The sequence below is a fragment of the Arthrobacter sp. NPDC080082 genome (genome assembly GCF_040686595.1).
Taxonomy (GTDB): Bacteria; Actinomycetota; Actinomycetes; order Actinomycetales; family Micrococcaceae; genus Arthrobacter.
Window position 1 is genome coordinate 51,220 of the sequence record NZ_JBFBKQ010000002.1, and the last position, 21,349, is coordinate 72,568.

Consider the following 21,349-nt stretch of genomic DNA (forward strand, 5'->3'; position numbering starts at 1 on the left):
CGTGGCCCCGCGCCGCTGTTCCCGGCCCCCGGGCGCACGACGGCGGCTGCCGCGCCGGATCGATGGGGAGCACTATCCATCCATCAAATGGAAAAATCCCGGTAGGCTGACGCGGTGGGCTGCCGGACGCGGCCCGACGCGTATGCAATGTGTGGACTAATGGGGGATTGAGTGGCCGGGACCCTTTATGGCGCGGACGTGGCACAGCTGCGCAGCCTGGCCGCGCGCGCAGGCAGCGGGGCGGGCAGCCTGGGTGCCCTGCAGCGCCGCCTTGGCGCGGAGATCGCCGGGTCCGCCTACTGGCAGGGGCACGACGCCGGGGCCTTCCGGTCGGAATGGGACCGCGTCCACGCGCAGTCCCTGGCCCGGGCGGTGGCGGGGCTGGAGCAGATGCAGCGCGAACTCACCGCCCACGCCGACCAGCAGGAGAGCGCCAGTGCCGCAGCCGGGGCCCCGGCTCCCTCCGGCGGGGCCGCCCCTTCGGCCGGCCCGCCGTCAACCGCCCCGGCCGGCGCGCCGCCGTCGGTGCTGCTCACGCCCGCTGCGCTCTCCGCACTCACGCCGCACCAGGTCGGAAGGTGGTGGGCCGGCCTGGACGCGGCCGGCCGGGCCGACTTCCTCCGGCTCTACCCCTACGCGGCCGGCAACACGGACGGCCTGCCGGTCGACACCAGGATCGAGGCGAACCGCGTCGCCGCCGGCACGCGCCTGGCGGAGCTGGAGCGGGAGGGAAGGGGTTCGACGGAGGAGGCTCAATACCTGAGGAACACGGTCAAGGGGAACATCCGCCTGGCGGCGTACGACCCGGCGAAAGGTAACCTCATTCAGATGATCGGCGACTATGACAGCAGCACCACAACGGTCCTGACCTATGTGCCCGGCACGTTCGCGACGGCTGGCGACTTCTACGCCGGCAGCGCCCAGAAGATGGCCGCGTACCTGCAGCAGTCCGATCCCACCGGCCGGACGGCGGCCTTCGTCTACAAGAACAGCGAGTTCCCGCAGGACGGGACCTTCCGGCAGTCGGCGGACAAGGCCTTCGGCGAGGCGGCCGGACGGAAACTGGCCGCCTTTGAGTCGGGCCTGGCGGACCAGAACCCCTCCGGCGCCCGCACCGTCGCGGTGTCCCACAGCTGGGGCGAGGCCGCCGTGGCATCCTCCGAAATGTACGGTACCCACTACGACCGGCAGATTTCGTTGTCCGGAGCCTGGATGCCGGAGGGATGGAAGGCCGATCCCGGCACCGCCTATGATCACTTCGCCTACGATTTCGACGCGCTGGCCACCGCCCAGGGCCTCGGCCTGGTGGGGGATAAGTACCCGCTGGCCGATCCGGCCTTCACCAAGCACATCTACGATGACCCGGCGCGGAACATCGTCCTCGGCCCGGTGAAGATCACCACGGATCCGATGGCCAAGATCGACAACCACAGCCTGATTGCCAACGCCCAGGACGCGCGGAACCGGGCGGCCCGCGAGGACGTCGCCAAACTCATTTTCGGCGGCCGGCGATGAGCCCCGCCATGGTCGCCCGCCGGCTGTCCACCGCCGTGACCCTTACCTGCCTGGCTGCCATCCTGGCCGCCTGTGCACCCGCCGCCGATCCAGGGAGCCCCAGCATGGACCTCACCACCGCGAAGCAGTCAACCCGCAGCCAGCAGCAGGAACTGATGGCGGTCGTCCCCCCCGCGGAGATCGCGACGACGACCCAGACGGAGACCTCCCGCGCCCTTTTCGAATGTGACGCCAACAGCTACTACTGGCCGGGAACGATGGATCTGGTCCTCACCCCGGAGGCGGACGGCGCCGGGCTGCTGCAGCAGATCAAGGCCGCGTGGTCCGGCAAGGAAGGCTGGACAGTGGAGGAAAAGACCAGCGTCAACGGGATCCCCGAACTCGTGATCGTCAGCCGGGAGGGGTTCCGGCATTCGATCGAGTTCAACCCGCAGCGGAACGCGCTCTACACACTCTCCTCGTCGGCGTGCTTCCAGATGGAGGGCAAGCCCGACCCCGGGACCGACTACTGAGCGGGGCCAGGTCCTAGACGCCGAGGAACTCGATGGCCCCCTGCTTGAAGGCCCGGCTGGTCACGGCGTTGGTGTGGTTGCGGCCCGGCAGGACCAGCTGCTCCACCAGGGCCCCGGCCTTGCTGCCCAGCGCGGCCAGTTCGGGCATGGATGCCGCCCGCTCGTCCTTCTCACCGGCCACCAGCAGCATCGGCATCGGCGGGACCGCCTCGGCCGGATCGAAGGGTTCGTCCTTGATCGCCTCGATCAGGGACAGCAGCGCGAAGATGTTGTTGCTCGGCAGCAGCTGGGCCATCTTCAGCAGCCCCGCGGTGGAGTCGTCGGCGATCGGGGTTCCGTCCGCCAGGTAACGCTGCGCGGCGGGCAGGTCGAACGCGGCCAGGGGGTCCGCCACGTTGGGGCCGCCCAGGACCAGGCGGTGCACCAGCTCGTGCTGGGTGGCGCCGAATTCCCAGGCCAGCCGGGACCCCAGCGAGTAGCCGATCACGTCCAGGCCGGACGCCGGGTCGCCGTCGCGCAGGGGCCGCGCGCCGGCGTCGAACGCGATCTGGAGCAGGTCGGCGCGGATCCGGCTGGGGGAGTAGGAATCCCGGTCCTCCGGTGCGCCGCTGCGGCCGTGGCCGGGAAGGTCGACGGCGATCACGCGGCGGCCGGCCTGCGTGAGGGCGGTGATCCAGCCCGTGTCCTCCCAGTTCAGCTTGGAGGAGGAGGAGAAGCCGTGCAGCAGCAGCACAGGGCGGAGGCCGGCGTCGTCCTGCGGGTCGACCACGTTGACGTACAGCTGGGGGTCGGTGCCCTCGACCGTGTGCTGGTGCTGTTCCCCGGTGTGCCTGCCGCTCATGGCCTCAGTCCTCATCAAGTACGGCGCTCAGGCGGACCCGGCGCTTCGGTGCCTCTTCCTTCGGGACCGTGCCCACGATGCCGGCGGTGTCATCCGGCACCTCGAACACGATCAGCGGCTCGCCAACGTTGATCTTCTCACCCGGTCCGCCGTGAATACGCACTACCTTACCCGCCTGGGGGCTGGGCAATTCGACCGCGGACTTGGTGGTTTCAACCTCCACCAGGGGCTGGTTGCGTTCCACCTGGTCGCCGGGGGCGACGAGCCATTCCAGCACCGTCGCCTCGATCAGGCCCTCGCCCAGGTCCGGCAGGGGGAAGGAAAGTTCAGCCACGTTTGTACTCCAATACTCGCTGGATGCCGAAGAGGATCCGGTCAATGTTCGGGATGTATTCGTCCTCCAGGTCCCCGGACGGGTAGGGGACGTCGAAGCCGGTGACGCGCTCCACCGGCGCCTTGAGGGTGTCGAAGCAGGCCTGCGTGATCAGCTGGGCCACCTCGGCGCCCAGGCCGGAGGTCAGCGGCGCCTCGTGCACCACGACGGCGCGGCGCGTCTTGCCCACCGAGGCGGCCAGCGCGGCGGCGTCGATCGGCTTGAGCCAGCGCAGGTCCAGGACCTCGATCTCGATCCCGTCCTCGGCGGCGAGCTCGGCCACCTGCAGGCAGCGGGCCACCATCGCGCCCCAGGCCACCAGGGTCAGGTGCCGGCCCTCGCGCATCACCTTGGCGCCCTCCGGCGAGCCGGGATTGGCGGTATCCACCTCGCCCTTCTGCCAGTAGCGGGACTTCGGTTCCATGAAGATCACCGGGTCGGGCCGGGTGGCGGCGTGCTTGAGCAGGTGGTAGGCCTCGTGGGGGTTCGACGGCGAGACCACCTTGAGCCCGGGCACGTGGGCGAAAAGCGCCTCCAGGCTCTCGCCGTGGTGTTCGGGTGCGCGGATGCCGCCGAAGCTGGGCACGCGGAGGGTGATCGGCATCGGCAGCGTGCCGCGGCTGCGGTAGTTCATCCGGGCGATCTGGCAGACGATCTGGTTGATTGCCGGGTAGGCGAAGCCGTCGAACTGGACCTCGGGGATGGGGTGGAAGCCGGCCATGGCCAGGCCCACCGACATCCCGAGGATGCCCGACTCGGCCAAAGGGGTGTCGAAGACCCGCTGCGCGCCGTGCCTGGCCTGCAGCCCGTCGGTGATCCGGAAGACCCCGCCCAGCCGGCCGCAGTCCTCGCCGAAGATCACCGCCTTCGGGTTCTCGGCCAGCACCTCGTCCAGCGCCCGGTTCAGGGCCTGCTGCATGGACATCGTGACCGTGGCGGCCGCGGTGGTGGCGGTGCCGCTTTCCAAGGTCGGGCTAGACATGTTCGGACTCCTCGCGCCAGTTGGCCGCCTGCGCCTGCAGGGCCGGGGTGGGTTCCTGGAAGACCAGGTCAAACATTTCCGCACCGGGCCGGGACCCGAGCGCCTGGATGCCGGTGCGGATGGCTTCCTCCTCGGCCCTGGCGGCGGCGAGGGCCTCCGCGAAGAACGCCTCGTCGGCGATCCCCTCGGCCAGCAACCGCTGCTTCAGTCGCTCCAGCGGGTCCGCGCCGGCGCCGTCGCGCTCCTCATCGAGCGAGCGGTAGCGTCCCGGATCGTCCGAGGTCGAGTGCGGTCCGCGCCGGTAGGTCATGGCTTCGATCAGCACCGGGCCGTGCCCGGCGCGGGCGTGGGCGAAGGCGCGGCGGGTCGCCTCAGCGACGGCGACGACGTCGTTACCGTCCACCTGCAGCGCCGGCATGCCGTAGCCGGCCGCCCGGGCGGCGACGGAGCCGCCGGCAACCTGGCGTTCGGTGGGCACGGAGATGGCCCAGCCGTTGTTCTGCACGAAGAAGACCACGGGAGACTTCATGACGGCGGCGAAGTTCAGCGCCTCGTGCACGTCGCCCTGGGAGGAGGCGCCGTCGCCGAAGTAGGTCATGGCCACGCCGTCGGCTTTCTCCAGCGTCTGACCGTGGGCCCAGCCGACGGCGTGCAGCACAGAGCCGGCCACGACGGCCTGGATCGGGGCTAGCCGGGATTCCAGCGGGTTGTAGAGGCCGCCGTGCCAGGTGGCCTTGTGGGTGGACATGTAGCCCACCATGTCCACGCCCATGGTCCGGGCAACGCCCATCTCACGGTAGGTGGGGAAGACGAAGTCGCGGCTGGTGTCCACGGCGTAGGCGCTGCCCACCTGGGCCGCCTCCTGCCCAAGTTCGGGCGCGTAGCCGGGAATGATGCCCTGGCGCTGCCATGCGATGGCGGAGGTGTCCAGGTGCCGGACGGCCGCCATCAGCGTGTACAGCTCGCGCAGCTGGTCGGGGGTGAGCGGCGCGGCGTCGTCGCCGGACACCGCAAGCGGGAGTGTATCCATAGCTGTGACCCTAGTCACGGGCCAGGCGTTGAGCAATCAGCCCATAACACGCTGGCCAATCTGCCAAAAGCTGCTGGCATCTACGTCTCCATGGGTAGCAGCTTGTATAGCTGCGCCCCGGTCAGGTCAGCCGTCTGTCCGGCGGGTCCTTCCGAACCGGGCCCCGGCCCAGCAGGCCGCGGCGATGGCGGCCACCAGGATCAACGTGCTGACCAGCTGCTTGCTGCTCTCCGGGCTGCTGAAGCCGACGGCGAAGATCAGCGCCAGCAGCACCAGGCCGACGATGGTCAGCGCCGGGAACCCCTTCATCCGCAGCGGCAGCACCGTCCCGGCCCGGTCGGCCCGCCGGCGCAGCACCAGCTGGGAGACCAGGGCCGAGCCCCAGACCACCAGGCAGGTCGATCCCACCAGCTGGAACAGTGCCGGCAGGATCCGGTCCGGGAAGAGCAGCTCCAGAACGGCGGCGATGAAGCCGAAGGCCACCGAGACCGCCACCGCCACCACCGGGACGCGGGCGGCGTTCAGCCGGGACAGCACCCGCGGCGCCTCCCCGCGCTGGGAGAGCGAGAAGGCCATCCGGGACGCGCCGTAGAGGTTTGCGTTCAGCGCCGACAGGAGGGCGACGACGGCCACCAGGGTGATCGCGGCGCCCGCCCCGGGAATCCGGGCGGCGTCCAGGACCCCGGCGAAGGGGGACTTCAGCGCCTCCGACGTCGAGGGCAGGACCGCGGCGATCACGAAGACCGAGCCGATGTAAAAGACCAGAATGCGCCAGACCACGGTCCGGATCGCGTGGCGCACGCTGCGCTCCGGATCCTTGGTCTCGGCGGCGGCGACGCTGACGATCTCGGTGCCGCCGAAGGCAAAGATCACCACGAACAGGGCCGTGGCGATGCCGCCCAGGCCCGCGGGCGCGAAGTCGGCGGTGATAACCGACAGCCCAGGCCCCGGCACGTCCGGCAGCAACCCGAGGATCAGGGCGGCACCGATGATCAGGAAGATGACGATCGCGGCGACCTTGAGGATGGCGAACCAGAACTCGAACTCGCCGAAGTTCTTCACGCCGGCGAGGTTGATGGCGGTGAACACCGCCATGAAGATCAGCGACAGGGCCCAGACAGGCAGCACCGGCCAGACGGTGAAGAGCAGGCCCGCCGCGCCGAGGGCCTCCGCGGCAATCACCACCACCAGCTGCAGCCACCAGAGCCAGCCGACGGTGGCGCCGGCGGTGTTGCCGAGGGCGCGCTGGGCGTAGACGGAGAACGCCCCGCTGACGGGGTTTGCCGCGGCCATCTCGCCAAGGGCCCACATCACGATGATGATCAGCGTCCCGGCGACCAGGTAGGAGAGCAGGACGGCGGGGCCGGCGGCCTGGACGCCCGCCCCGGAGCCCAGGAACAGGCCGGCGCCGATCGCGCTGCCGAGGCCCATCATGGTCAGCTGCCGGGGCAGCATGGTGTGGCCGAGCTCGCGGCCGGGTTCCGTCGCGGCGGACTTCGTTGTCATCTGGCGGACCTTCTCTGCGTGGTGGGATGTCCTTTTGGGACCATTTGAATTTACCGCCCGGCCGCGGCGCCGAAGAACCACTGGCGTGAGATTATGGTGGCAGTTTGCTTTCAAAACCGGCCGTTATTCTGCTGTTTGTACTTCTGCTTCGCCCGAAATCGAGGAATCCGCCATGACCGTCGACGCGCTCGATGCCAAAATTGTTCGATTCTTCACCGATTCCCCGCGCTCCTCGGTGCTGGAGGCCTCCCGCGTGCTGAAGGTCGCCCGGGCGACCGTGCAGTCCCGGCTGGATCGCATGCAGGAGTCCGGCGTGATCGGCTCCTGGGTGCCGCAGCCGGACCCCGCCCGGTTCGGCTACCCCGTGGTGGCGTTCTGTTCGCTGACCATCAACCAGGACCTGGGCCACGACGCCGTCGTGGAGGCGCTGGCGCAGATCCCGGAACTGATCGAGATCCACACCGTCTCCGGCAGTTCGGACCTGATGGCCCGGATCGCCGCCCGCTCCAACCCGGACCTGCAGCGGGTCCTGGATGCCATGATCGCCACGCGGACCGTGCTGCGCTCCTCGTCGGTGATCGTGCTCAACACCCACTTCGAGGGCAGGACGCTGCCGCTGCTGGAGTCCGCGGCCCGCCCGCAGTAGCGCCCCGTCACCATTTGGTGCCCCGCCGGCGTCGGCGTAGAATCAGTTCTAGTCAATCTGACTATAACTACTCCGGCAGTCGGGCCGGAGCCGTCCGGCCGGCGCCCGCCACCGGCCCCGGACCCCGAACCGCGGGGGCAGAGCACCATGTACACCTCACCGGCAAATGTCAGCGAGCGCCGCCTCGCGCCGCCGTCATTGGCCATTTCCACGGTGATCTTCGCCCTCCGGCCAAGCGAGTCCTCGGGCCGGCCCACCCTCTGGATCCCGCTGGTGCGGCGGATCCGCGAACCGTACAAGGGCCTGTGGGCGCTCCCGGGCGGCCCGCTCAGCCACGACGAATCCCTGCAGGACGCCGCGTCCCGGAACTTGCGCGAGACCACCGGTCTGGCGCCCAGCTACCTCGAACAGCTCTACGCCTTCGGCGGCCTGCACCGCTCACCCACCCAGCGCGTGGTCTCTATCGTCTACTGGGCGCTGGTGCGCCCCACCGAGGCGGCGCTCGCCGACGAGTCGGAGAACGTCCGCTGGGTACGGGCGGACCGGCCCGGCCAGCTGGCCTTCGACCACAACGCGATCGTCGACTACGCACTGTGGCGGCTGCGCAACAAGCTCGAATACGGCCCCATCGCCTACCACTTCCTGGGCGAGTACTTCACCCTCGCCCAGTTGCGCGAGGTCTACGAGGCCGTCCTGGACCGCGAACTGGACCCCGCGAATTTCCGCCGCCAGATCAAGGCGGCCCCGGAAATCGAAGAAACCGACGAATACCTCCAGGGCGGCAAACACCGCCCGCCCCGCCTCTACCGTTACACCGGCCGCCCCGGCCTCGATCCCGACCACAGGAGCACACCATGAGCAGCGTCAACACGGCAATCCAGCTGATCACCCGGGAACAGGCAACATCTAGTGCGGCCGCGGGGTCCACCTGCAGTCCGGCGCTGGCCAGCGGTCCCTGGGACTTCGACCTGGCCGAGGCGCTGGCCGGCGTCCCGGCGTACGGTCCGGGCGCCTCGGCAGCCGATGTGGCCCCGCCGTCGACCCCGCGGCAGGGGCAGCTGCCGGAGGAGTACAAGCGGGCCACCGACGCCGAACTCGACGCCCGGATCCGCGCCGCCAAGGCCACGCTGGGGGACCGGGCCGTGATCCTGGGCCACTTCTACCAGCGTGACGAGGTGGTCGAATACGCCGATTTCGTGGGCGACTCCTTCCAGCTGGCCAACGCGGCGCTGACCCGGCCCGAGGCGGAGGCAATCGTCTTCTGCGGCGTGCACTTCATGGCCGAAACCGCGGACATCCTCTCCGCCCCGGACCAGGCCGTGATCCTGCCCAATCTCGCCGCGGGCTGCTCGATGGCGGACATGGCGGACATCGACTCGGTCACCGAGTGCTGGGAGCAGCTGGAGGAACTCTTCGGCACTGAACCGGACGCCGGCGGCCGGGTCCCCGTCATCCCGGTCACCTACATGAACTCCTCGGCCGCACTCAAGGGCTTCTGCGGCGAGCACGGCGGCATCGTCTGCACCTCCTCGAACGCCGCCACGGTACTGGAATGGGCGTTCGAGCGCGGCCAGCGGGTGCTGTTCTTCCCCGACCAGCACCTGGGCCGCAACACCGCCAAGGCCATGGGCGTGCCGCTGGAGCAGATGCCGATGTGGAATCCGCGCAAGGACCTCGGCGGCAACGACGAGCAGACGCTGCAGGACTCCCGCGTGATCCTCTGGCACGGCTTCTGTTCCGTGCACAAGCGCTTCACCGTCGCGCAGATCGAGAAGGCGCGGGCCGAGTACCCGAACGTTCAGGTGATCGTGCACCCGGAGTGCCCGATGCCGGTGGTCGACGCCGCGGATGCCGCCGGCTCCACCGACTTCATCCGCAAGGCCATCGCGGCCGCCATCGAGCCCACGGTCTTCGCCGTCGGCACCGAGATTAACCTGGTCAACCGGCTGGCCGCGGAGTACCCGCAGCACACGATCTTCTGCCTGGACCCGGTGATCTGCCCCTGCTCCACGATGTACCGCATCCACCCCGGATACCTGGCCTGGGTGCTCGAGGCCCTGGTCCGCGGCGAGGTGGTCAACCGCATCACCGTGGACGATGATGTCGCGGCCCCGGCCCGGGTGGCACTGGAACGCATGCTGGGGGCGCGGCCGTGACCAGGCGCCTGGTCATTATCGGCAGCGGCATCGCCGGGCTGTACGCCGCGCTGCTCGCGGCCGAGGCACCCGGCGTCGAGGCGGTGCTGCTGACCAAGGGGACGCTCGGGGACGGCAATACCGGCTACGCCCAGGGCGGGATCTCCGCCGTCCTGGGCCCCGGGGAAGCGTCCACCGGGGACTCGGTCTCCGCCCACATCGCCGACACCCTCGCCGCCGGTGCCGGACTGAGCGACCCCGAGGCCGTCCGGGTGCTTTGCACCGAGGCGGTCCGGGACATCGCGGGGCTGCGCCGCTTCGGCGTGGAATTCGACGCCGCGGCCACCGGCGGCCCCGCGCTGGGCCTCGAGGCGGCCCACTCCGCCGCCCGGATCCTGCACGCCGGCGGTGACGCCACGGGCGCCCGGATCTCCAGCGCCCTCGGTGCCGCCGTGCTGGAACAGGCAGCCCGTGGCCGGCTGCGGGTCCTCACCGGGGCCTTCGCCACCGCGCTGCTCAACGGCCCTGATGCCGGCGGCCAGGACGCCGGGGCGGTGACCGGCGTCGCCTACCTCGCCGGCGGGCGGCGGCACCGCCTGGACGCCGACGCCGTGCTCCTGGCCACCGGCGGGGCGGGCCGGATGTTCTCCCGCACCACCAACCCGCGGGTCGCCACCGCCGACGGGCTGGCCCTGGCCTGGCGCGCCGGTGCCGCCGTGCGGGACCTGGAGTTCTACCAGTTCCACCCCACCACCCTGGCCACCGCCGACACCCCCGACGGACCGCCCGCCCTGCTGGTCTCCGAGGCCGTACGCGGCGAGGGCGCCGTGCTCCGCGACGCCGCCGGCCGCCGCTTCCTGCCGGACTACCACCCCGACGCCGAACTGGCACCGCGCGACGTCGTCTCCCGCAGCATCGCCCTGCACCTCGCCGCCACCGGCGCCGACGCCGGAACCGCCGTCCACCTCGACGCGCGCGGGATCGAGGCCGCCCGCGGCGCCGGCTACCTGGCACGAAGGTTCCCCACCATCAGTGCGGGCACGCGCGCTGCCGGCTACGACTGGACGGAAGAGACCGTGCCCGTCTCGCCGGCGGCGCACTACTGGATGGGCGGCGTCGCCACCAACCTCGCCGGGCGCACCACCGTCCCCGGGCTCTACGCCGCCGGGGAGGTCGCCTGCACCGGGGTGCACGGGGCCAACCGCCTGGCCAGCAACTCCCTGCTGGAGGGGCTGGTGTTCGGGCGCCGGGCCGTGGAGGACTTCCTCGGAGCTGAGCAGTCGCACCACAGCACTGCTCCGCGTGCTCCCCACGATCGCCCTAACCTCGCAAGCTCGGTCAGGGAACCCGGATCGTGTGGGCCCACGGCCGCGGGCGGCCTCGCCTTGACGCACGCTTCCGCAGCGCTGTCGCGCGACGCGGAATCGGGAGGCACCACACCGGCTTTTCCCGAGGGTTGTATAGAGACTTGGCCCGGGGCGTTTTCCCGGGGTGCCCTGGGCCGGCTCATGACCCGGGCCGCCGGGGTCTCGCGTACGGGCGCCGGGCTGGACGCCGCGGCGGCCCGGCTCACCGCCTGGGCGTCCGACCTCCGCCCGGAGACCGTGTCGGAGAGCGCGGACCGGGCCGGCCACGAGGACCGCAACCTGCTGCTGGCCGCCACCCTCCTCGTCGAGGCGGCCCGGCGCCGCACCGGCTCGGTGGGCGCACACTTCCGGGCGGACCCGGAGGCCGCGGCGGCCGTCCCGCGCACCCCGGAGCCCCGGTCCCTCCACCTCCCGCAGCCCGCCCACGGCCCGCGGCACGCCACCCGTTCCAAGCAAAGGATCACGTCATGACAGCACCCGCCCCGGCCGCCCGCAGCACCCGCCCGGCCGCGAGCCCCGCCGTCGCTCCCGCAGCCGTGGCCGGGACCCTGCCGGCCGCCGCCGTCGACGCCGTCCTGTGCGCCGCGCTCGCGGAGGACGCCCCTTACGGGGACATCACCTCCCAGACGCTCATCCCCGCCGGGACCCGCGCGACGGCGGTGCTGGCCGCCCGCGTGCCCGGGGTCTTCAGCGGCGGCCAGGTCTTCGCGGCGGCCATGAAACTCGCCGACGCGGACGCCGTCGTGAGCCTGCTGCTGGCGGACGGGGAGCGCTTCGACGCGGGCACGCCCCTGGCCAGGGTCACCGGTGACGCCCGCGGCGTGCTGCTGGCCGAACGGGTGGCCCTGAACCTGGTGCAGCGGATGAGTGCGATTGCCACCAAAACCGCCGAGTACGTCGCCCTCGTGGCCGGCACCCGGGCCCGCATCACCGACACCCGCAAGACCACGCCGGGACTGCGCGTCCTGGAACGCTACGCCGTGCGGTGCGGGGGCGGCAGCAACCACCGGGCGGGACTCTCGGACGCCGTCCTGGCCAAGGACAACCACCTGGCCGTGCTCACCGGGGGAGACCCGGCCAGGCTGACCACCGTGCTGCGGGAGGCCAGGGCCCGGCTGGGCCACACCACCCACTTCGAGGTGGAGGTGGACACCATGGAGCAGATCGAGCCGGTACTCGCCGCCGGGGTGGATACCATCATGCTGGACAACTTCTCCCTGATGGAGCTGGCCGACGGCGTCGACCTGGTGGCCGGGCGCGCCCGGGTGGAGGCCAGCGGCAACGTCAATCTGGGCACCGTCGCCGCGATCGCCGCAACGGGCGTGGACGTGATCTCCATCGGTGCCCTCACCCACAGCGTCGCCGCCCTGGACCTGGGGCTGGATATTGAACTGGACTTTGAACCGGGCACCGATCCGAACACTGACCTGGACACCGACGCCGGCTCCGGCACCACTCCGCAGCCCGACCCGGGAGCCCAGGGGACGCCGTGATCTTCCTCGACGCGGCCGCCACGACCCCGGTCCGCCGGGAGGTGCTGGCGGCCATCTGGCCCCACCTGAGCGGGGAGTTCGGCAACCCCTCCAGCCACCACTCGCTGGGGGAGGCGGCCGCGGCGGCCCTCGCGGACGCCCGGGCGGCCGTGGCACGGGTCCTGGGCTGCCGCCCCGGGGAAATCGTGTTCACCTCGGGCGGCACGGAGGCGGACAACCTGGCGGTCAAGGGCATCGCGCTAACCCGCCGTGCTACGGATCCCCGGCTGGACAGGGTTGCCATCAGCGCCGTCGAACATCCCGCCGTGACCGAATCCGCCCGCTACCTCGAACGCGTGCACGGCTTCGCGGTGGACGTGATCCCGGTGGACCGCTACGGACAGGTCACGGAGGATGCCTTCGCCGCGGCGCTGCGCCCGGAGACCGCCGTCGCCAGCGTCATGTACGCCAACAACGAGGTGGGAACCGTCCAGCCCGTGGCCCGGCTGGCCGGCGTGGCCGCCGACGCGGGCGTCCCGCTGCACACCGACGCGGTGCAGGCCGCCGGCTGGCTGCCGCTCGACGCGGCGGCGCTGGGCGTGGCCGCGCTATCGGTGTCCGGGCACAAGCTCGGCGCGCCCAAGGGCTGCGGTGCCCTGGTGGTGCGCGGCCGGACCCGGCTGGAGCCGCTGGTCCACGGTGGCGGCCAGGAACGCGGCCGCCGCTCCGGGACCGGAAACGTGGCCGCCGCGGTGGCGCTGGCGACGGCGCTGACGCTCGCGGCCCAGGACCAGGCCGGGCGTGCCGCCCGGGTGGCGGCGCTGCGGGACGGGTTCATCGCCGCGGTCCTCGCCAACGTGCCGGGTGCGGTCTTGACCGGGCACCCGGCCGAACGGCTGCCCTCCGTGGCGTCGTTCTGCTTCCCCGGCACCAGCGGCGAGTCGGTGCTGCTGGAGCTGGAGCGCCGGGGCGTGGTGTGTTCCAGCGGCTCGGCCTGCGCCGCCGGGTCCGATGAGCCCTCCCCGGTGCTGGTGGCGATGGGGATCCCCGCAGCGGTGGCGCAGACGGCGGTCCGGTTCAGTTTCGACGCCGGCATCACCGCCGCCGAGCTAGACCAGGCGGCCGCCGCGGTCCGCGGGGCGGTCGGCAGCGTGCGGTCCCTCGGGGCGTAACGCCGGGCTATATTGGCGAAGGGCCTTAGCGGTGCCGGGCCCGCCGGAAGATCCAGTGCCGCAGCATGGTGAACCGCACGGCGGTGGCGAGGAAGCCGGAGAGCGTGGTGGTCCAGAGCTCCTCGGCCACGGTGGCGTCCGGCTTGACCCAGTGCAGGATGCCCAGGCTGCCGCCGGTGATGAGCAACGCCACCAGGATCACGATCAGGCCGTTGAGGTGGTCGCGGCGCATCCGGTGGGTGTCCGTGATCTTGAACGTCAGCCGCCGGTTCAGTGCCGTGTTCATCAGGGAGGTCAGGATCAGCGCCGCGGCGTTGGCCGGCTGCGGTCCGATCCACGGCCGCAGCAGCGCGAAGAGCGCCAGCGACGTCACCGTGCACACCACGCCGACGCCGGTGAACCGCAGCAGCTGCCGCACCACCGGGTACCGCAGCAGCCCGCGGCGCCGGGGCGCGCGGGTGACCGGGGGAGCGGGGGCCCCGGGCGGGTCGGCCTGGAGTTGGGGTTCCATCCGGCTAGTAGAGCTCCCCGGCGGGCAGTTCGACCGCCAGCCGGTTGGACGGGCCCGGCAGCGGGCAGGCCCAGGCCTCGTTGTAGGCGCAGGACGGGTTGTACGCGAAGTTGAAGTCCAGGACGAAGCTGGCGTCCGGACCGGATCCGGTCACCCCGTGGAACGCGCCCTTGATCGTGTCGATCAGGTAGCGTCCGGCCCCGTAGCTGCCCCCGGGCTGTCCCGCGGTGGCGTCGCGGAACGGCACGAAGATACCGCCGCCGTAGCCCTGGTGCTTCCAGACGGCCAGCTGGCCGATCTCGGGCAGGTCGAATGTGCCGAGGCGGACAAAGCGGACGACGCCGTCGGTGCCGGTCTCGACGTTCATCTCACGTCCCGCCCCTTCCGGGGTGATCGGGACGTGGAAGCGGTAGATCGGGTCGTAGTCGGCGGTCTTAAGGCCGGAGAATTCGGCCTTCGCGGCCCGGGTCAGGGGCGAGGCGGGGTGGGTAACGAACATCCGGTCGCGGGTGTGGCGCCAGTAGGCGTGCGCCTCGGCGGGGCTGTCCGCGGCGATTTTCCGGACGGTGGCGTAGAGGTCGAAGGTCCGGAGCCGCCAGTCGGCGATGTCGAGCGCGGACATCTGCAGGACGTCGTCCCCGGTGTCGGCCTCCGTCCCGGCAGCCGCATCCGACTGGACGTCCTTATCCGTACCCTCAAGATCCTGTTCCGACATCCCTCCAGCCTAACCCTGTTTGCGCCGCGGTCCCCCCGCGCGGTGACGCCTCCGGCCGTCCGGGGCCGGCCGTGCCTAGACTGGCGCGCATGCACAGCACCGACACAGCCGCCGTCGCGGATGCCCTCGCCACGCTGGTCAGCTACCGGACCGTCTCCTCCCGTAGCCCGGGCGGGACCGACGAGGCCGAATTCGAGGCGTTCCTGGCCGCGCTGCCCGGGCTGTTCCCGGGGGTGTACGCGGCCATGGACGTGGAACGGGTCAACGGCCGCGCCCTGCTGTTCCGCTGGGCCGGCGTCCCCCGCACCAGCAGCCCCACCGACAACACGGCCCCCGCCACAACCGGTACGGCCGGCGGACTGGAGGGGCCGGCGGTGCTGATGGCCCACTACGACGTCGTTCCCGCCGGGGACGAGGCGGCCTGGACCCACCCGCCGTTTTCCGGCCACAACGACGGCACGCATCTCTGGGGCCGCGGCACCCTGGACGACAAGGGGCAGCTGGCGGTGATCCTTTCCGCCGCGGAGGCGCTGCTGGCCGAGGGGTTCGCGCCCGCCCGGGACGTCTACTTCTCCTTCGGCGACAACGAGGAAACCGCCGGGGACAGCGCCGCCGCCGCCGCGGCGCTGCTGGCCGAACGGGGTGTCCGGCCCGCACTGGTGCTGGACGAGGGCGGCGCCGTCGCCGGTGGCGCCTTCCCGGGCGTTACCCGCCCGGCCGCCGTCGTCGGGGTGGCCGAAAAGGGGATCCTGGACGTCGAACTGCTCACCCGGGATCCCGGCGGCCACGCCTCCACGCCGCCCCGGATGGGCGCCACCGCCCGGCTGGCCCGGGCCATCACCCGGATCGAGAACCACCCGTTCCCGCAGCACCTGCCGGACGTCACCGCCGAGATGCTGCGCCGCTTCGGCCCGCACGCGCCCCTCCCGCTGCGGCTGGCGTTCGCCCACGTGGAGCGCCTGCGCACGCCCCTGACCTGGCTGTTCGGCCGGCTCGGCGGCGAGACCAACGCCATGACCCGGACCACCGTCGCCATCACCACGCTGCGCGGCAGCGCCGGCGCCAACGTCCTGGCCGCCACCGCCGCCGCCAACGCCAACATCCGCGTGGCCGTCGGCGAGACCGTGGCGGGCACGGTGGAGCGCCTCCGCCGGATCATCCGCGACCCGAAGGTGGAGCTGCGGGTGGTGGAGGGCAACGAACCCTCCCCGGTTTCCGCGACCCACGGCCCGGCGTGGGAGCTGCTGACGGAGTGCATCGGCACGGCCTACCCTGGGGCGATCGTCACCCCGTACATCATGATGGGCGGCACCGACTCCAGCCGCTTCACCGGCATCTGCGACGCGGTGTACCGGTTCGCGCCGTTCGCCATGGACCGGGCGGACCGGGCCTCCATCCACGCCGTCGACGAGAAGATCTCCCTCGAGGCCCTGGACCGCGGCGTCCGATTCTACGAAACGCTGCTCCGGAAGCTCTGAGCGGTGCCGGGACCGCACTACGCTGGCAGCATGATGCGGATGAGGCTGCGGACCGGTGGACAGGTTGGGCTGCCTGTGGGGCTAGTCGCGGCGCTGGTGCTGGGCACCGGCGCGCTCGCGGGGTGCTCCGCCGGCCCCTCGGCACCGCAGTGGACGGCCGACGCCGGCGGGACGGCGACGTCGCAACCCTCCGGCGGCGCAACGCCGTCGGGCTCCGGCTCGCCGGGACCCGCGTCACCGGGCTCAACGTCGACGGCCACGGCGTCTGCCGGCGCCACGGCGGCGGCCTGGAAGACCTACACCGATCCGGCCAAGTCGGTCAGCTTCGAGCTGCCGCAGGAGTGGATCGCCCAGTCGCAGACCCCGGCCCAGGGCAGCCTCCCCGGCGCGGTCAAGGTCGAGGTCAAGGACGCCGCCGGCCGCTACCTCGCCACCCTGCAGACGGGACTGCCGCCGCGGACGCCGGCCTCCTGCGCCCCCGACGCAGCCAAGTCCTACATCGTGGTCAGCAGCGTGCCGGTGGACCTGCCGCACTCTTCCGGCGGCGGGATGATCGATCCGCACGTGGTCTACCGCGTGATCCAGGGCTACAAGTATTTCGGCTCCTACGGCATCACCAACATCGTCGGCGGTACCGGGGGCAAGGCCTGCGCCCTGCAGAACGTGGTCCGAGGGCCCGAGGGCAAGGGCGACATCTCCTTCGGCGACCTGGGCGAGCTCACGGCCTTCGCCCCGGACCAGCGGGTGGCCCCGGCCAAAGCGTTCGACACGCTGGCCCAGGCCGACGCCTACGTCAACGAGGGGTCCGAGTTCGCCAATGTCCAGCGGATGCTAATGTCGCTGAGGATCACACAGTAGCCCTGCCGCGCCGGCCCCACGGCAGCCAGGGAACCCCCGGCGGCAGGCGCACGCGCCCCGCCCGCACCCCCGGAGAATTATGGAACGCATCGTGTCCGCCCGCATGGCCTTCAAGACCGTGGCCGGCACCAAGGTCGCCATGGCCGTGGCTGTGGCGCGCAACCCCGGCTATACCGGCTTTGACGAGGAACTCTCCGTTACCGCCGACGGCGTCGAGGTTCCCCTGACCGAGCTCGCCGACCACCACGGCGGGCGGCTCCACTACATGGAGTTCGCCGAGCCCACCGAGGTGCTGGTGGAGTACAACGCCACCGTCACCGGCGCCGCGGACCCCGAGGAGCCGGGGCTGATGGAACTGATCCGCTACGTGCGGCCCAGCCGCTACGCCGAATCGGACCGGCTGCTGCCGACGGCCTACGCCGAGTTCGGCGGCCTGCAGGGTCCGGAACTGCTGCACGCCGTCCGCGACTGGGTCTTCAACGAGCTGCGCTACGTCAGCGGCTCCTCGCGCGGCACCGACGGCGCCGTCGAGACCCTGCTGCACCGGCGCGGCGTCTGCCGCGACTTCGCCCACCTGGCCATTGCCCTGCTGCGCTCCAAGAACGTCCCGGCCCGGCTTGCGGCGGTCTACGCCCCCGGGCTGAGCCCCATGGACTTCCACGCCGTCGCGGAGGCCCACGTCGACGGCGCGTGGCACGTGATCGACCCGACCGGCCTGGCGCCGCGGGAGAGCATGCTGCGGATCACCGCCGGCCGGGACTCCTCGGACACGGCCTTCCTCTCCACCGTCGGCGGCAGCCTGTCCCTGAGGGAACTCAAGGTCACCGCCACGGTGGCCGGGGACCTGCCCGAGGAGGACCCGGCGGCGCTGGTGACCATCCGCTAGGTTCGGGCCTGCACCGAGGCCCGCAGCTTGTCCGTCAGCCGCAGCAGCTCCTGTTGCTCCTCGGCGGTCAGGGCCGGGCCCACCAGGGCGGCAATGTCCCGCACGTGCTCGCGGCCGATCTGCTTCTGCAGGTCCCGGCCGGCGTCGGTGAGCCGGACCAGGACGCCGCGGCCGTCGTCGGGGGCCGGCCGCCGTTCCACCAGCCCCCGCTTCTCCAGCCGCTCCACCAGGCGGCTCAGGCTGGACTGGCTCAGCAGCACGTGGTCGTTCAGTTCGTTCTGCCGCAGCCAGCCCGTGGGGCAGCCCGAGAGGGTGAACAGCACGTCGTACTCATTGACGGCCAGGTCGCGGAACGCCGGGCCGCCCTGCAGGCGCCGCATGACGGCTACCTGCGCCCGGAACAGCGACTCCCAGGCCTGGGCCGCCAGCCGGACTGTCGGCGCCGGGGAGGTGCCGGTAGCTGTGCCGGTGCCGGTCCCCGAGCCGGGCGCCCCCGCGGCCATCATGCCTCCTGCGGGGCGGCCTGGTGGGCCGCCAGCTGCGCGGCGACGCGGCCGGCGTGGGTGGGCGGCGCCGGGACGTGGGCCGGGGTCTTCTCTGCATATTCCTTGCGCAGCACCGGCAGCACCTCCTCACCGAACAGGTCCAGCTGCTCCAGGACGGTCTTCAGCGGCAGGCCGGCGTGGTCGATCAGGAAGAGCTGGCGCTGGTAGTCGCCGAAGTACTCGCGGAACGTCAGGGTCTTCTCGATGACTTCCTGCGGGCTGCCGACCGTCAGCGGGGTCTGCGAGGTGAAGTCCTCCAGCGAGGGGCCATGGCCGTAAACCGGGGCGTTGTCGAAGTAGGGGCGGAACTCCTTGACCGCGTCCTGGGAATTCTTCCGCATGAAGAACTGGCCGCCGAGGCCCACGATCGCTTGGTCCGCCGCGCCGTGGCCGTAGTGCTCGTAGCGTTCCCGGTACAGGCCGATCAGCTGCTGGTAGTGCTCCTTGGGCCAGAAGATGTTGTTGGCGAAGAAGCCGTCACCGTAGTACGCGGCGACCTCGGCGATCTGCGGGGTGCGGATGGAGCCGTGCCAGACGAAGGGGGCGACGCCGTCGAGCGGGCGCGGCGTGGAGGTGAAGTTCTGCAGCGGGGTGCGGTGCTTGCCGGACCAGTTGACCGTGTCCTCGTCCCAGAGCTTGCGCAGGAGGGAGTAGTTCTCGATCGCGAGTTCGATGCCGTCCTGGATGTTTTTGCCGAACCAGGGGTAGACCGGGGCCGTGTTGCCGCGGCCCAGCACCAGGTCCACGCGGCCGTCGGCCAGGTGCTGGAGCATCGCGAAGTCCTCGGCGATCTTCACCGGGTCGTTCGTGGTGATCAGGGTGGTGGCGGTGGAGAGGATGATCCGCTCCGTCTGAGCGGCGATGTAGGCCAGCGTGGTGGTGGGGGAGGAGGAGAAGAACGGCCGGTTGTGGTGCTCGCCGATGGCATAGACATCCATGCCGATCTCCTCGACCTTCTTGGCGATCGCCACCGAAGCCTTGATGCGCTCGTGCTCGGTGGGGGTCCGGCCCGTGGTGGGGTCGGTGGTGATGTCGCTGACGCTGAATACGCCGATCTGCATGATGATCCTTTCCGTTCCGGAGGCTTCCGGGGTCCTGCTCTCAGTGTAACCGATTTACATGCATTTGCATCTATCGACCGGTATAACAGCCGCCACGCGCAGGTATTCCCGGACCTTCGCCGCCGCCGGCCGTGCCTGCACCTAGGATGCAATCAATCCGCTGGCCGCCCCGGGTCCAGCCCGTACGGAAGGCCCGCATGCGCCGGATCATCGCGTTCCTCTGCCTGGTGGAACTCACCAGCGGCATCCTGCAGGGGTACTACACGCCCATCCTCACGGACATCGCCCGCCACCTGGGCATCCACGACGCGGACGTCAACTGGTTCGAGGCGGCGCAGCTGACCGTGAGCGCCCTCGCCGTCCCGGTGCTGGCGAAGCTGGGCGACCTCTACGGGCACCGGCGGATCCTGCTGGTTTCCACCGCGCTCACCGCCGCCGCGTCCTGGGCGGTGGCGTTCGCGCCGGACTTCTGGACCTTCCTCGCCGCCTGGTCTCTGCAGGGGTTCTATGTGGTCTGGCTGCCGCTGGAGATCGCCCTCGTCTTCAGCCTGGTGCACGGACGGCCCGACGGCGCCGCCCTCACCCGCCGGGCGGCCGGCGTCCTGGTGGGGGCGCTGGAGTTCGGCGTGATCGCCGGGGCCCTCGCCTCCGGGGCGCTCGCCGAGGCGTTGGCCGGTCAGCTGCCGCTGGTGCTGACCGTGCCGGCGCTCGCCGTCACCGCCTGCTGGTTCGTGATCCGCTTCGGGGTCCCGGAGTCCGCCGGGCGCGCCGCGGGCCGGGTGGACACCCAGGGCCTGGCGTTGCTCGCCGTCGGCCTGCTGCTCGTCACCTCCGGCCTGACCCTGATCCGGCTGAACGGTCCCGGTGCCTGGTGGGTGTGGGCGGTGCTGGCCGCCGGCGTCGCCGTGTTTGTCCCGTTCGTGCAGGTGGAGCTGCGCAAAGAGGACCCGCTGGTGGACATCCGGATGCTCCGATCCCCGGCGATGTGGCCAGTACAGCTCACGGCCGGACTCTTCGGCGTCTCGGTGCTCGGCGCCCAGGCCCCGCTGTCCACCTTCGCCCGAACCGATCCTGGCACCTACGGTTACGGGCTGGGGCTGCGCTCCGGCCAGGTCTCGATCATCATCGGGGTGTACGTGCTGGCGCTGCTCGCCGGGGCCCTGCTGTATCCGCTGGTGACCCGGCGGCTGACCCCGCGCCTAACCCTCGTGGGGGCCGCGGCGCTGGTGGGCATCGGCTACCTGCTGTTCCTGCCGCTGCACTCCAGCCTGGCCGAGACGCTCGTGAACATGGCCATCGCCGGCGTCGGCTCCGGCGCGCTGGTGGCCGCGCTGCCCTCGGCCGCGGCGGCTGCGGCCCCGTTGAACCGGACCGCCATGGCCACCGGGCTGACTAACACCACCAAGACCATCGGCGGAGCCTTCGCCTCGGCGGTGTTCGGCATCGCCCTGCTCAGCCACGCCGCGGCCGACGCCGGGGTCGGAGGTGCCGACGCGGGGCAGACCGCGGCCCCGTTGGCCGGCTACCTGCTGGTCTGGGCGATCTGCGGCGTCACCGGCCTGGCCGCGGCGGCAGCCCTGGCCCTGGTGCCCCGCCTGGCGTTCTCGGACCCGGCTCCGGAAGCAACCGTCGGCCCCGCCAACGCCCGCACCTGACTAGTTGCGGAACGCCCAACCCAAGTAACTCGCAGTTGTTGTCGTTTTGAGGCTCCAGAACGACAACAACTGCGAGTTAGTCCGTCTCA

The 21,349-nt window shown here is 71.4% G+C and carries 21 protein-coding genes; 12 read left to right on the top strand and 9 right to left on the bottom strand.

What is annotated here, in order from left to right; translation table 11 throughout:
- Nucleotides 1-198: 198 nt before the first annotated feature.
- On the top strand, nucleotides 199-1,515 hold the full coding sequence (locus tag AB0O44_RS04530; RefSeq protein WP_364134816.1) for a WXG100 family type VII secretion target: 1,317 nt from the start codon (nucleotides 199-201) through the stop codon (nucleotides 1,513-1,515).
- Nucleotides 1,512-2,027, top strand: coding sequence for a hypothetical protein (locus AB0O44_RS04535; protein WP_364134819.1), 516 nt, complete (start codon nucleotides 1,512-1,514; stop codon nucleotides 2,025-2,027). Before AB0O44_RS04530 ends, AB0O44_RS04535 begins: the two co-directional genes overlap by 4 nt.
- Before the next feature lie 13 nt (nucleotides 2,028-2,040).
- On the opposite strand, the gene AB0O44_RS04540 is transcribed toward AB0O44_RS04535, so the two are convergent.
- The 5 genes from AB0O44_RS04540 to AB0O44_RS04560 form a co-directional block, all read right to left on the bottom strand.
- Complete coding sequence (locus tag AB0O44_RS04540; RefSeq protein ID WP_364134822.1) at nucleotides 2,041-2,868, bottom strand: alpha/beta fold hydrolase; 828 nt, start codon at nucleotides 2,866-2,868, stop codon at nucleotides 2,041-2,043.
- 4 nt (nucleotides 2,869-2,872) lie between these two features.
- A complete protein-coding gene (locus tag AB0O44_RS04545) occupies nucleotides 2,873-3,202 on the bottom strand; it encodes a biotin/lipoyl-containing protein (RefSeq protein ID WP_290257447.1) in 330 nt (109 codons plus the stop codon).
- Entirely contained in the window at nucleotides 3,195-4,223 is a 1,029-nt protein-coding gene (locus tag AB0O44_RS04550; RefSeq protein ID WP_364134825.1) for an alpha-ketoacid dehydrogenase subunit beta, read from the bottom strand. Before AB0O44_RS04550 ends, AB0O44_RS04545 begins: the two co-directional genes overlap by 8 nt.
- On the bottom strand, nucleotides 4,216-5,253 hold the full coding sequence (locus AB0O44_RS04555) for a thiamine pyrophosphate-dependent enzyme (RefSeq protein ID WP_364134828.1): 1,038 nt from the start codon (nucleotides 5,251-5,253) through the stop codon (nucleotides 4,216-4,218). Before AB0O44_RS04555 ends, AB0O44_RS04550 begins: the two co-directional genes overlap by 8 nt.
- 126 nt (nucleotides 5,254-5,379) lie before the next feature.
- The gene (locus tag AB0O44_RS04560; protein WP_364134830.1) at nucleotides 5,380-6,759 is read right to left on the bottom strand and encodes an amino acid permease; all 1,380 of its coding nucleotides are present in this window, start codon (nucleotides 6,757-6,759) and stop codon (nucleotides 5,380-5,382) included.
- Nucleotides 6,760-6,931: 172 nt separating this feature from the next.
- Here AB0O44_RS04560 and AB0O44_RS04565 point away from each other — a divergent pair, with 172 nt between their 5' ends.
- The 6 genes from AB0O44_RS04565 (at nucleotide 6,932) to AB0O44_RS04590 (ending at nucleotide 13,551) form a co-directional block, all read left to right on the top strand.
- Nucleotides 6,932-7,405: an Lrp/AsnC family transcriptional regulator gene (locus tag AB0O44_RS04565; RefSeq protein ID WP_364134833.1), complete on the top strand. Its 474-nt coding sequence runs from the start codon at nucleotides 6,932-6,934 to the stop codon at nucleotides 7,403-7,405.
- A gap of 147 nt (nucleotides 7,406-7,552) precedes the next feature.
- Entirely contained in the window at nucleotides 7,553-8,263 is a 711-nt protein-coding gene (locus AB0O44_RS04570; RefSeq protein WP_364134836.1) for an NUDIX domain-containing protein, read from the top strand.
- Nucleotides 8,260-9,561: a quinolinate synthase NadA gene (nadA, locus tag AB0O44_RS04575; RefSeq protein ID WP_364134838.1), complete on the top strand. Its 1,302-nt coding sequence runs from the start codon at nucleotides 8,260-8,262 to the stop codon at nucleotides 9,559-9,561. Before AB0O44_RS04570 ends, nadA begins: the two co-directional genes overlap by 4 nt.
- Nucleotides 9,558-11,378, top strand: coding sequence for an FAD-binding protein (locus AB0O44_RS04580; protein ID WP_364134841.1), 1,821 nt, complete (start codon nucleotides 9,558-9,560; stop codon nucleotides 11,376-11,378). The genes nadA and AB0O44_RS04580 overlap by 4 nt, the downstream gene beginning before the upstream one ends.
- Nucleotides 11,375-12,400 (top strand): carboxylating nicotinate-nucleotide diphosphorylase, encoded by a 1,026-nt coding sequence (nadC, locus tag AB0O44_RS04585; RefSeq protein WP_364134844.1) that lies wholly within the window; start codon nucleotides 11,375-11,377, stop codon nucleotides 12,398-12,400. Before AB0O44_RS04580 ends, nadC begins: the two co-directional genes overlap by 4 nt.
- Nucleotides 12,397-13,551, top strand: a complete 1,155-nt coding sequence (locus AB0O44_RS04590; protein ID WP_364134846.1) for a cysteine desulfurase family protein — start codon at nucleotides 12,397-12,399, stop codon at nucleotides 13,549-13,551. Before nadC ends, AB0O44_RS04590 begins: the two co-directional genes overlap by 4 nt.
- A 25-nt stretch (nucleotides 13,552-13,576) precedes the next feature.
- Here the strand turns inward: AB0O44_RS04590 and AB0O44_RS04595 are convergent, their stop codons facing one another.
- Together AB0O44_RS04595 and AB0O44_RS04600 are read right to left on the bottom strand one after the other, a co-directional pair.
- Nucleotides 13,577-14,062 carry a GtrA family protein gene (locus AB0O44_RS04595; protein WP_290257458.1) on the bottom strand — a complete coding sequence of 162 codons (486 nt, stop codon included), beginning with the start codon at nucleotides 14,060-14,062 and terminating at the stop codon, nucleotides 13,577-13,579.
- Nucleotides 14,063-14,066: 4 nt separating this feature from the next.
- Nucleotides 14,067-14,684 (bottom strand): DUF1684 domain-containing protein, encoded by a 618-nt coding sequence (locus tag AB0O44_RS04600; protein ID WP_290257869.1) that lies wholly within the window; start codon nucleotides 14,682-14,684, stop codon nucleotides 14,067-14,069.
- Nucleotides 14,685-14,866: 182 nt separating this feature from the next.
- On the opposite strand from AB0O44_RS04600, the gene AB0O44_RS04605 reads away from it, so the two are divergent.
- From AB0O44_RS04605 to AB0O44_RS04615, 3 genes are all read left to right on the top strand, one after another.
- Entirely contained in the window at nucleotides 14,867-16,255 is a 1,389-nt protein-coding gene (locus AB0O44_RS04605; RefSeq protein WP_364134848.1) for a M20/M25/M40 family metallo-hydrolase, read from the top strand.
- 30 nt (nucleotides 16,256-16,285) lie between these two features.
- The gene (locus AB0O44_RS04610) at nucleotides 16,286-17,113 is read left to right on the top strand and encodes a hypothetical protein (RefSeq protein ID WP_364134851.1); all 828 of its coding nucleotides are present in this window, start codon (nucleotides 16,286-16,288) and stop codon (nucleotides 17,111-17,113) included.
- 79 nt (nucleotides 17,114-17,192) lie between these two features.
- Nucleotides 17,193-17,999 carry a transglutaminase family protein gene (locus AB0O44_RS04615; protein ID WP_364134853.1) on the top strand — a complete coding sequence of 269 codons (807 nt, stop codon included), beginning with the start codon at nucleotides 17,193-17,195 and terminating at the stop codon, nucleotides 17,997-17,999.
- On the opposite strand, the gene AB0O44_RS04620 is transcribed toward AB0O44_RS04615, so the two are convergent.
- Entirely contained in the window at nucleotides 17,996-18,502 is a 507-nt protein-coding gene (locus tag AB0O44_RS04620; protein ID WP_364135773.1) for a MarR family winged helix-turn-helix transcriptional regulator, read from the bottom strand. The two genes, AB0O44_RS04615 and AB0O44_RS04620, sit on opposite strands and share 4 nt — an antisense overlap.
- Nucleotides 18,502-19,605 (bottom strand): LLM class flavin-dependent oxidoreductase, encoded by a 1,104-nt coding sequence (locus AB0O44_RS04625; RefSeq protein ID WP_364134855.1) that lies wholly within the window; start codon nucleotides 19,603-19,605, stop codon nucleotides 18,502-18,504. Before AB0O44_RS04625 ends, AB0O44_RS04620 begins: the two co-directional genes overlap by 1 nt.
- A 197-nt stretch (nucleotides 19,606-19,802) precedes the next feature.
- On the opposite strand from AB0O44_RS04625, the gene AB0O44_RS04630 reads away from it, so the two are divergent.
- Nucleotides 19,803-21,260, top strand: a complete 1,458-nt coding sequence (locus tag AB0O44_RS04630) for an MFS transporter (protein ID WP_364134858.1) — start codon at nucleotides 19,803-19,805, stop codon at nucleotides 21,258-21,260.
- The last annotated feature ends 89 nt before the right edge of the window (nucleotides 21,261-21,349 follow it).

What these genes read in the sequence shown, in the direction of transcription:
- AB0O44_RS04535 (WP_364134819.1), top strand. Translation starts at nt 1,512, where the DNA reads ATGAGCCCCGCCATGGTCGCCCGCCGGCTGTCCACCGCCGTGACCCTT.
- AB0O44_RS04540 (WP_364134822.1), bottom strand. Translation starts at nt 2,868, where the DNA reads ATGAGCGGCAGGCACACCGGGGAACAGCACCAGCACACGGTCGAGGGC.
- AB0O44_RS04550 (WP_364134825.1), bottom strand. Translation starts at nt 4,223, where the DNA reads ATGTCTAGCCCGACCTTGGAAAGCGGCACCGCCACCACCGCGGCCGCC.
- AB0O44_RS04555 (WP_364134828.1), bottom strand. Translation starts at nt 5,253, where the DNA reads ATGGATACACTCCCGCTTGCGGTGTCCGGCGACGACGCCGCGCCGCTC.
- AB0O44_RS04560 (WP_364134830.1), bottom strand. Translation starts at nt 6,759, where the DNA reads ATGACAACGAAGTCCGCCGCGACGGAACCCGGCCGCGAGCTCGGCCAC.
- AB0O44_RS04565 (WP_364134833.1), top strand. Translation starts at nt 6,932, where the DNA reads ATGACCGTCGACGCGCTCGATGCCAAAATTGTTCGATTCTTCACCGAT.
- AB0O44_RS04570 (WP_364134836.1), top strand. Translation starts at nt 7,553, where the DNA reads ATGTACACCTCACCGGCAAATGTCAGCGAGCGCCGCCTCGCGCCGCCG.
- nadA (WP_364134838.1), top strand. Translation starts at nt 8,260, where the DNA reads ATGAGCAGCGTCAACACGGCAATCCAGCTGATCACCCGGGAACAGGCA.
- nadC (WP_364134844.1), top strand. Translation starts at nt 11,375, where the DNA reads ATGACAGCACCCGCCCCGGCCGCCCGCAGCACCCGCCCGGCCGCGAGC.
- AB0O44_RS04595 (WP_290257458.1), bottom strand. Translation starts at nt 14,062, where the DNA reads ATGGAACCCCAACTCCAGGCCGACCCGCCCGGGGCCCCCGCTCCCCCG.
- AB0O44_RS04600 (WP_290257869.1), bottom strand. Translation starts at nt 14,684, where the DNA reads ATGTCCGCGCTCGACATCGCCGACTGGCGGCTCCGGACCTTCGACCTC.
- AB0O44_RS04605 (WP_364134848.1), top strand. Translation starts at nt 14,867, where the DNA reads ATGCACAGCACCGACACAGCCGCCGTCGCGGATGCCCTCGCCACGCTG.
- AB0O44_RS04610 (WP_364134851.1), top strand. Translation starts at nt 16,286, where the DNA reads ATGATGCGGATGAGGCTGCGGACCGGTGGACAGGTTGGGCTGCCTGTG.
- AB0O44_RS04615 (WP_364134853.1), top strand. Translation starts at nt 17,193, where the DNA reads ATGGAACGCATCGTGTCCGCCCGCATGGCCTTCAAGACCGTGGCCGGC.
- AB0O44_RS04620 (WP_364135773.1), bottom strand. Translation starts at nt 18,502, where the DNA reads ATGGCCGCGGGGGCGCCCGGCTCGGGGACCGGCACCGGCACAGCTACC.
- AB0O44_RS04625 (WP_364134855.1), bottom strand. Translation starts at nt 19,605, where the DNA reads ATGCAGATCGGCGTATTCAGCGTCAGCGACATCACCACCGACCCCACC.
- AB0O44_RS04630 (WP_364134858.1), top strand. Translation starts at nt 19,803, where the DNA reads ATGCGCCGGATCATCGCGTTCCTCTGCCTGGTGGAACTCACCAGCGGC.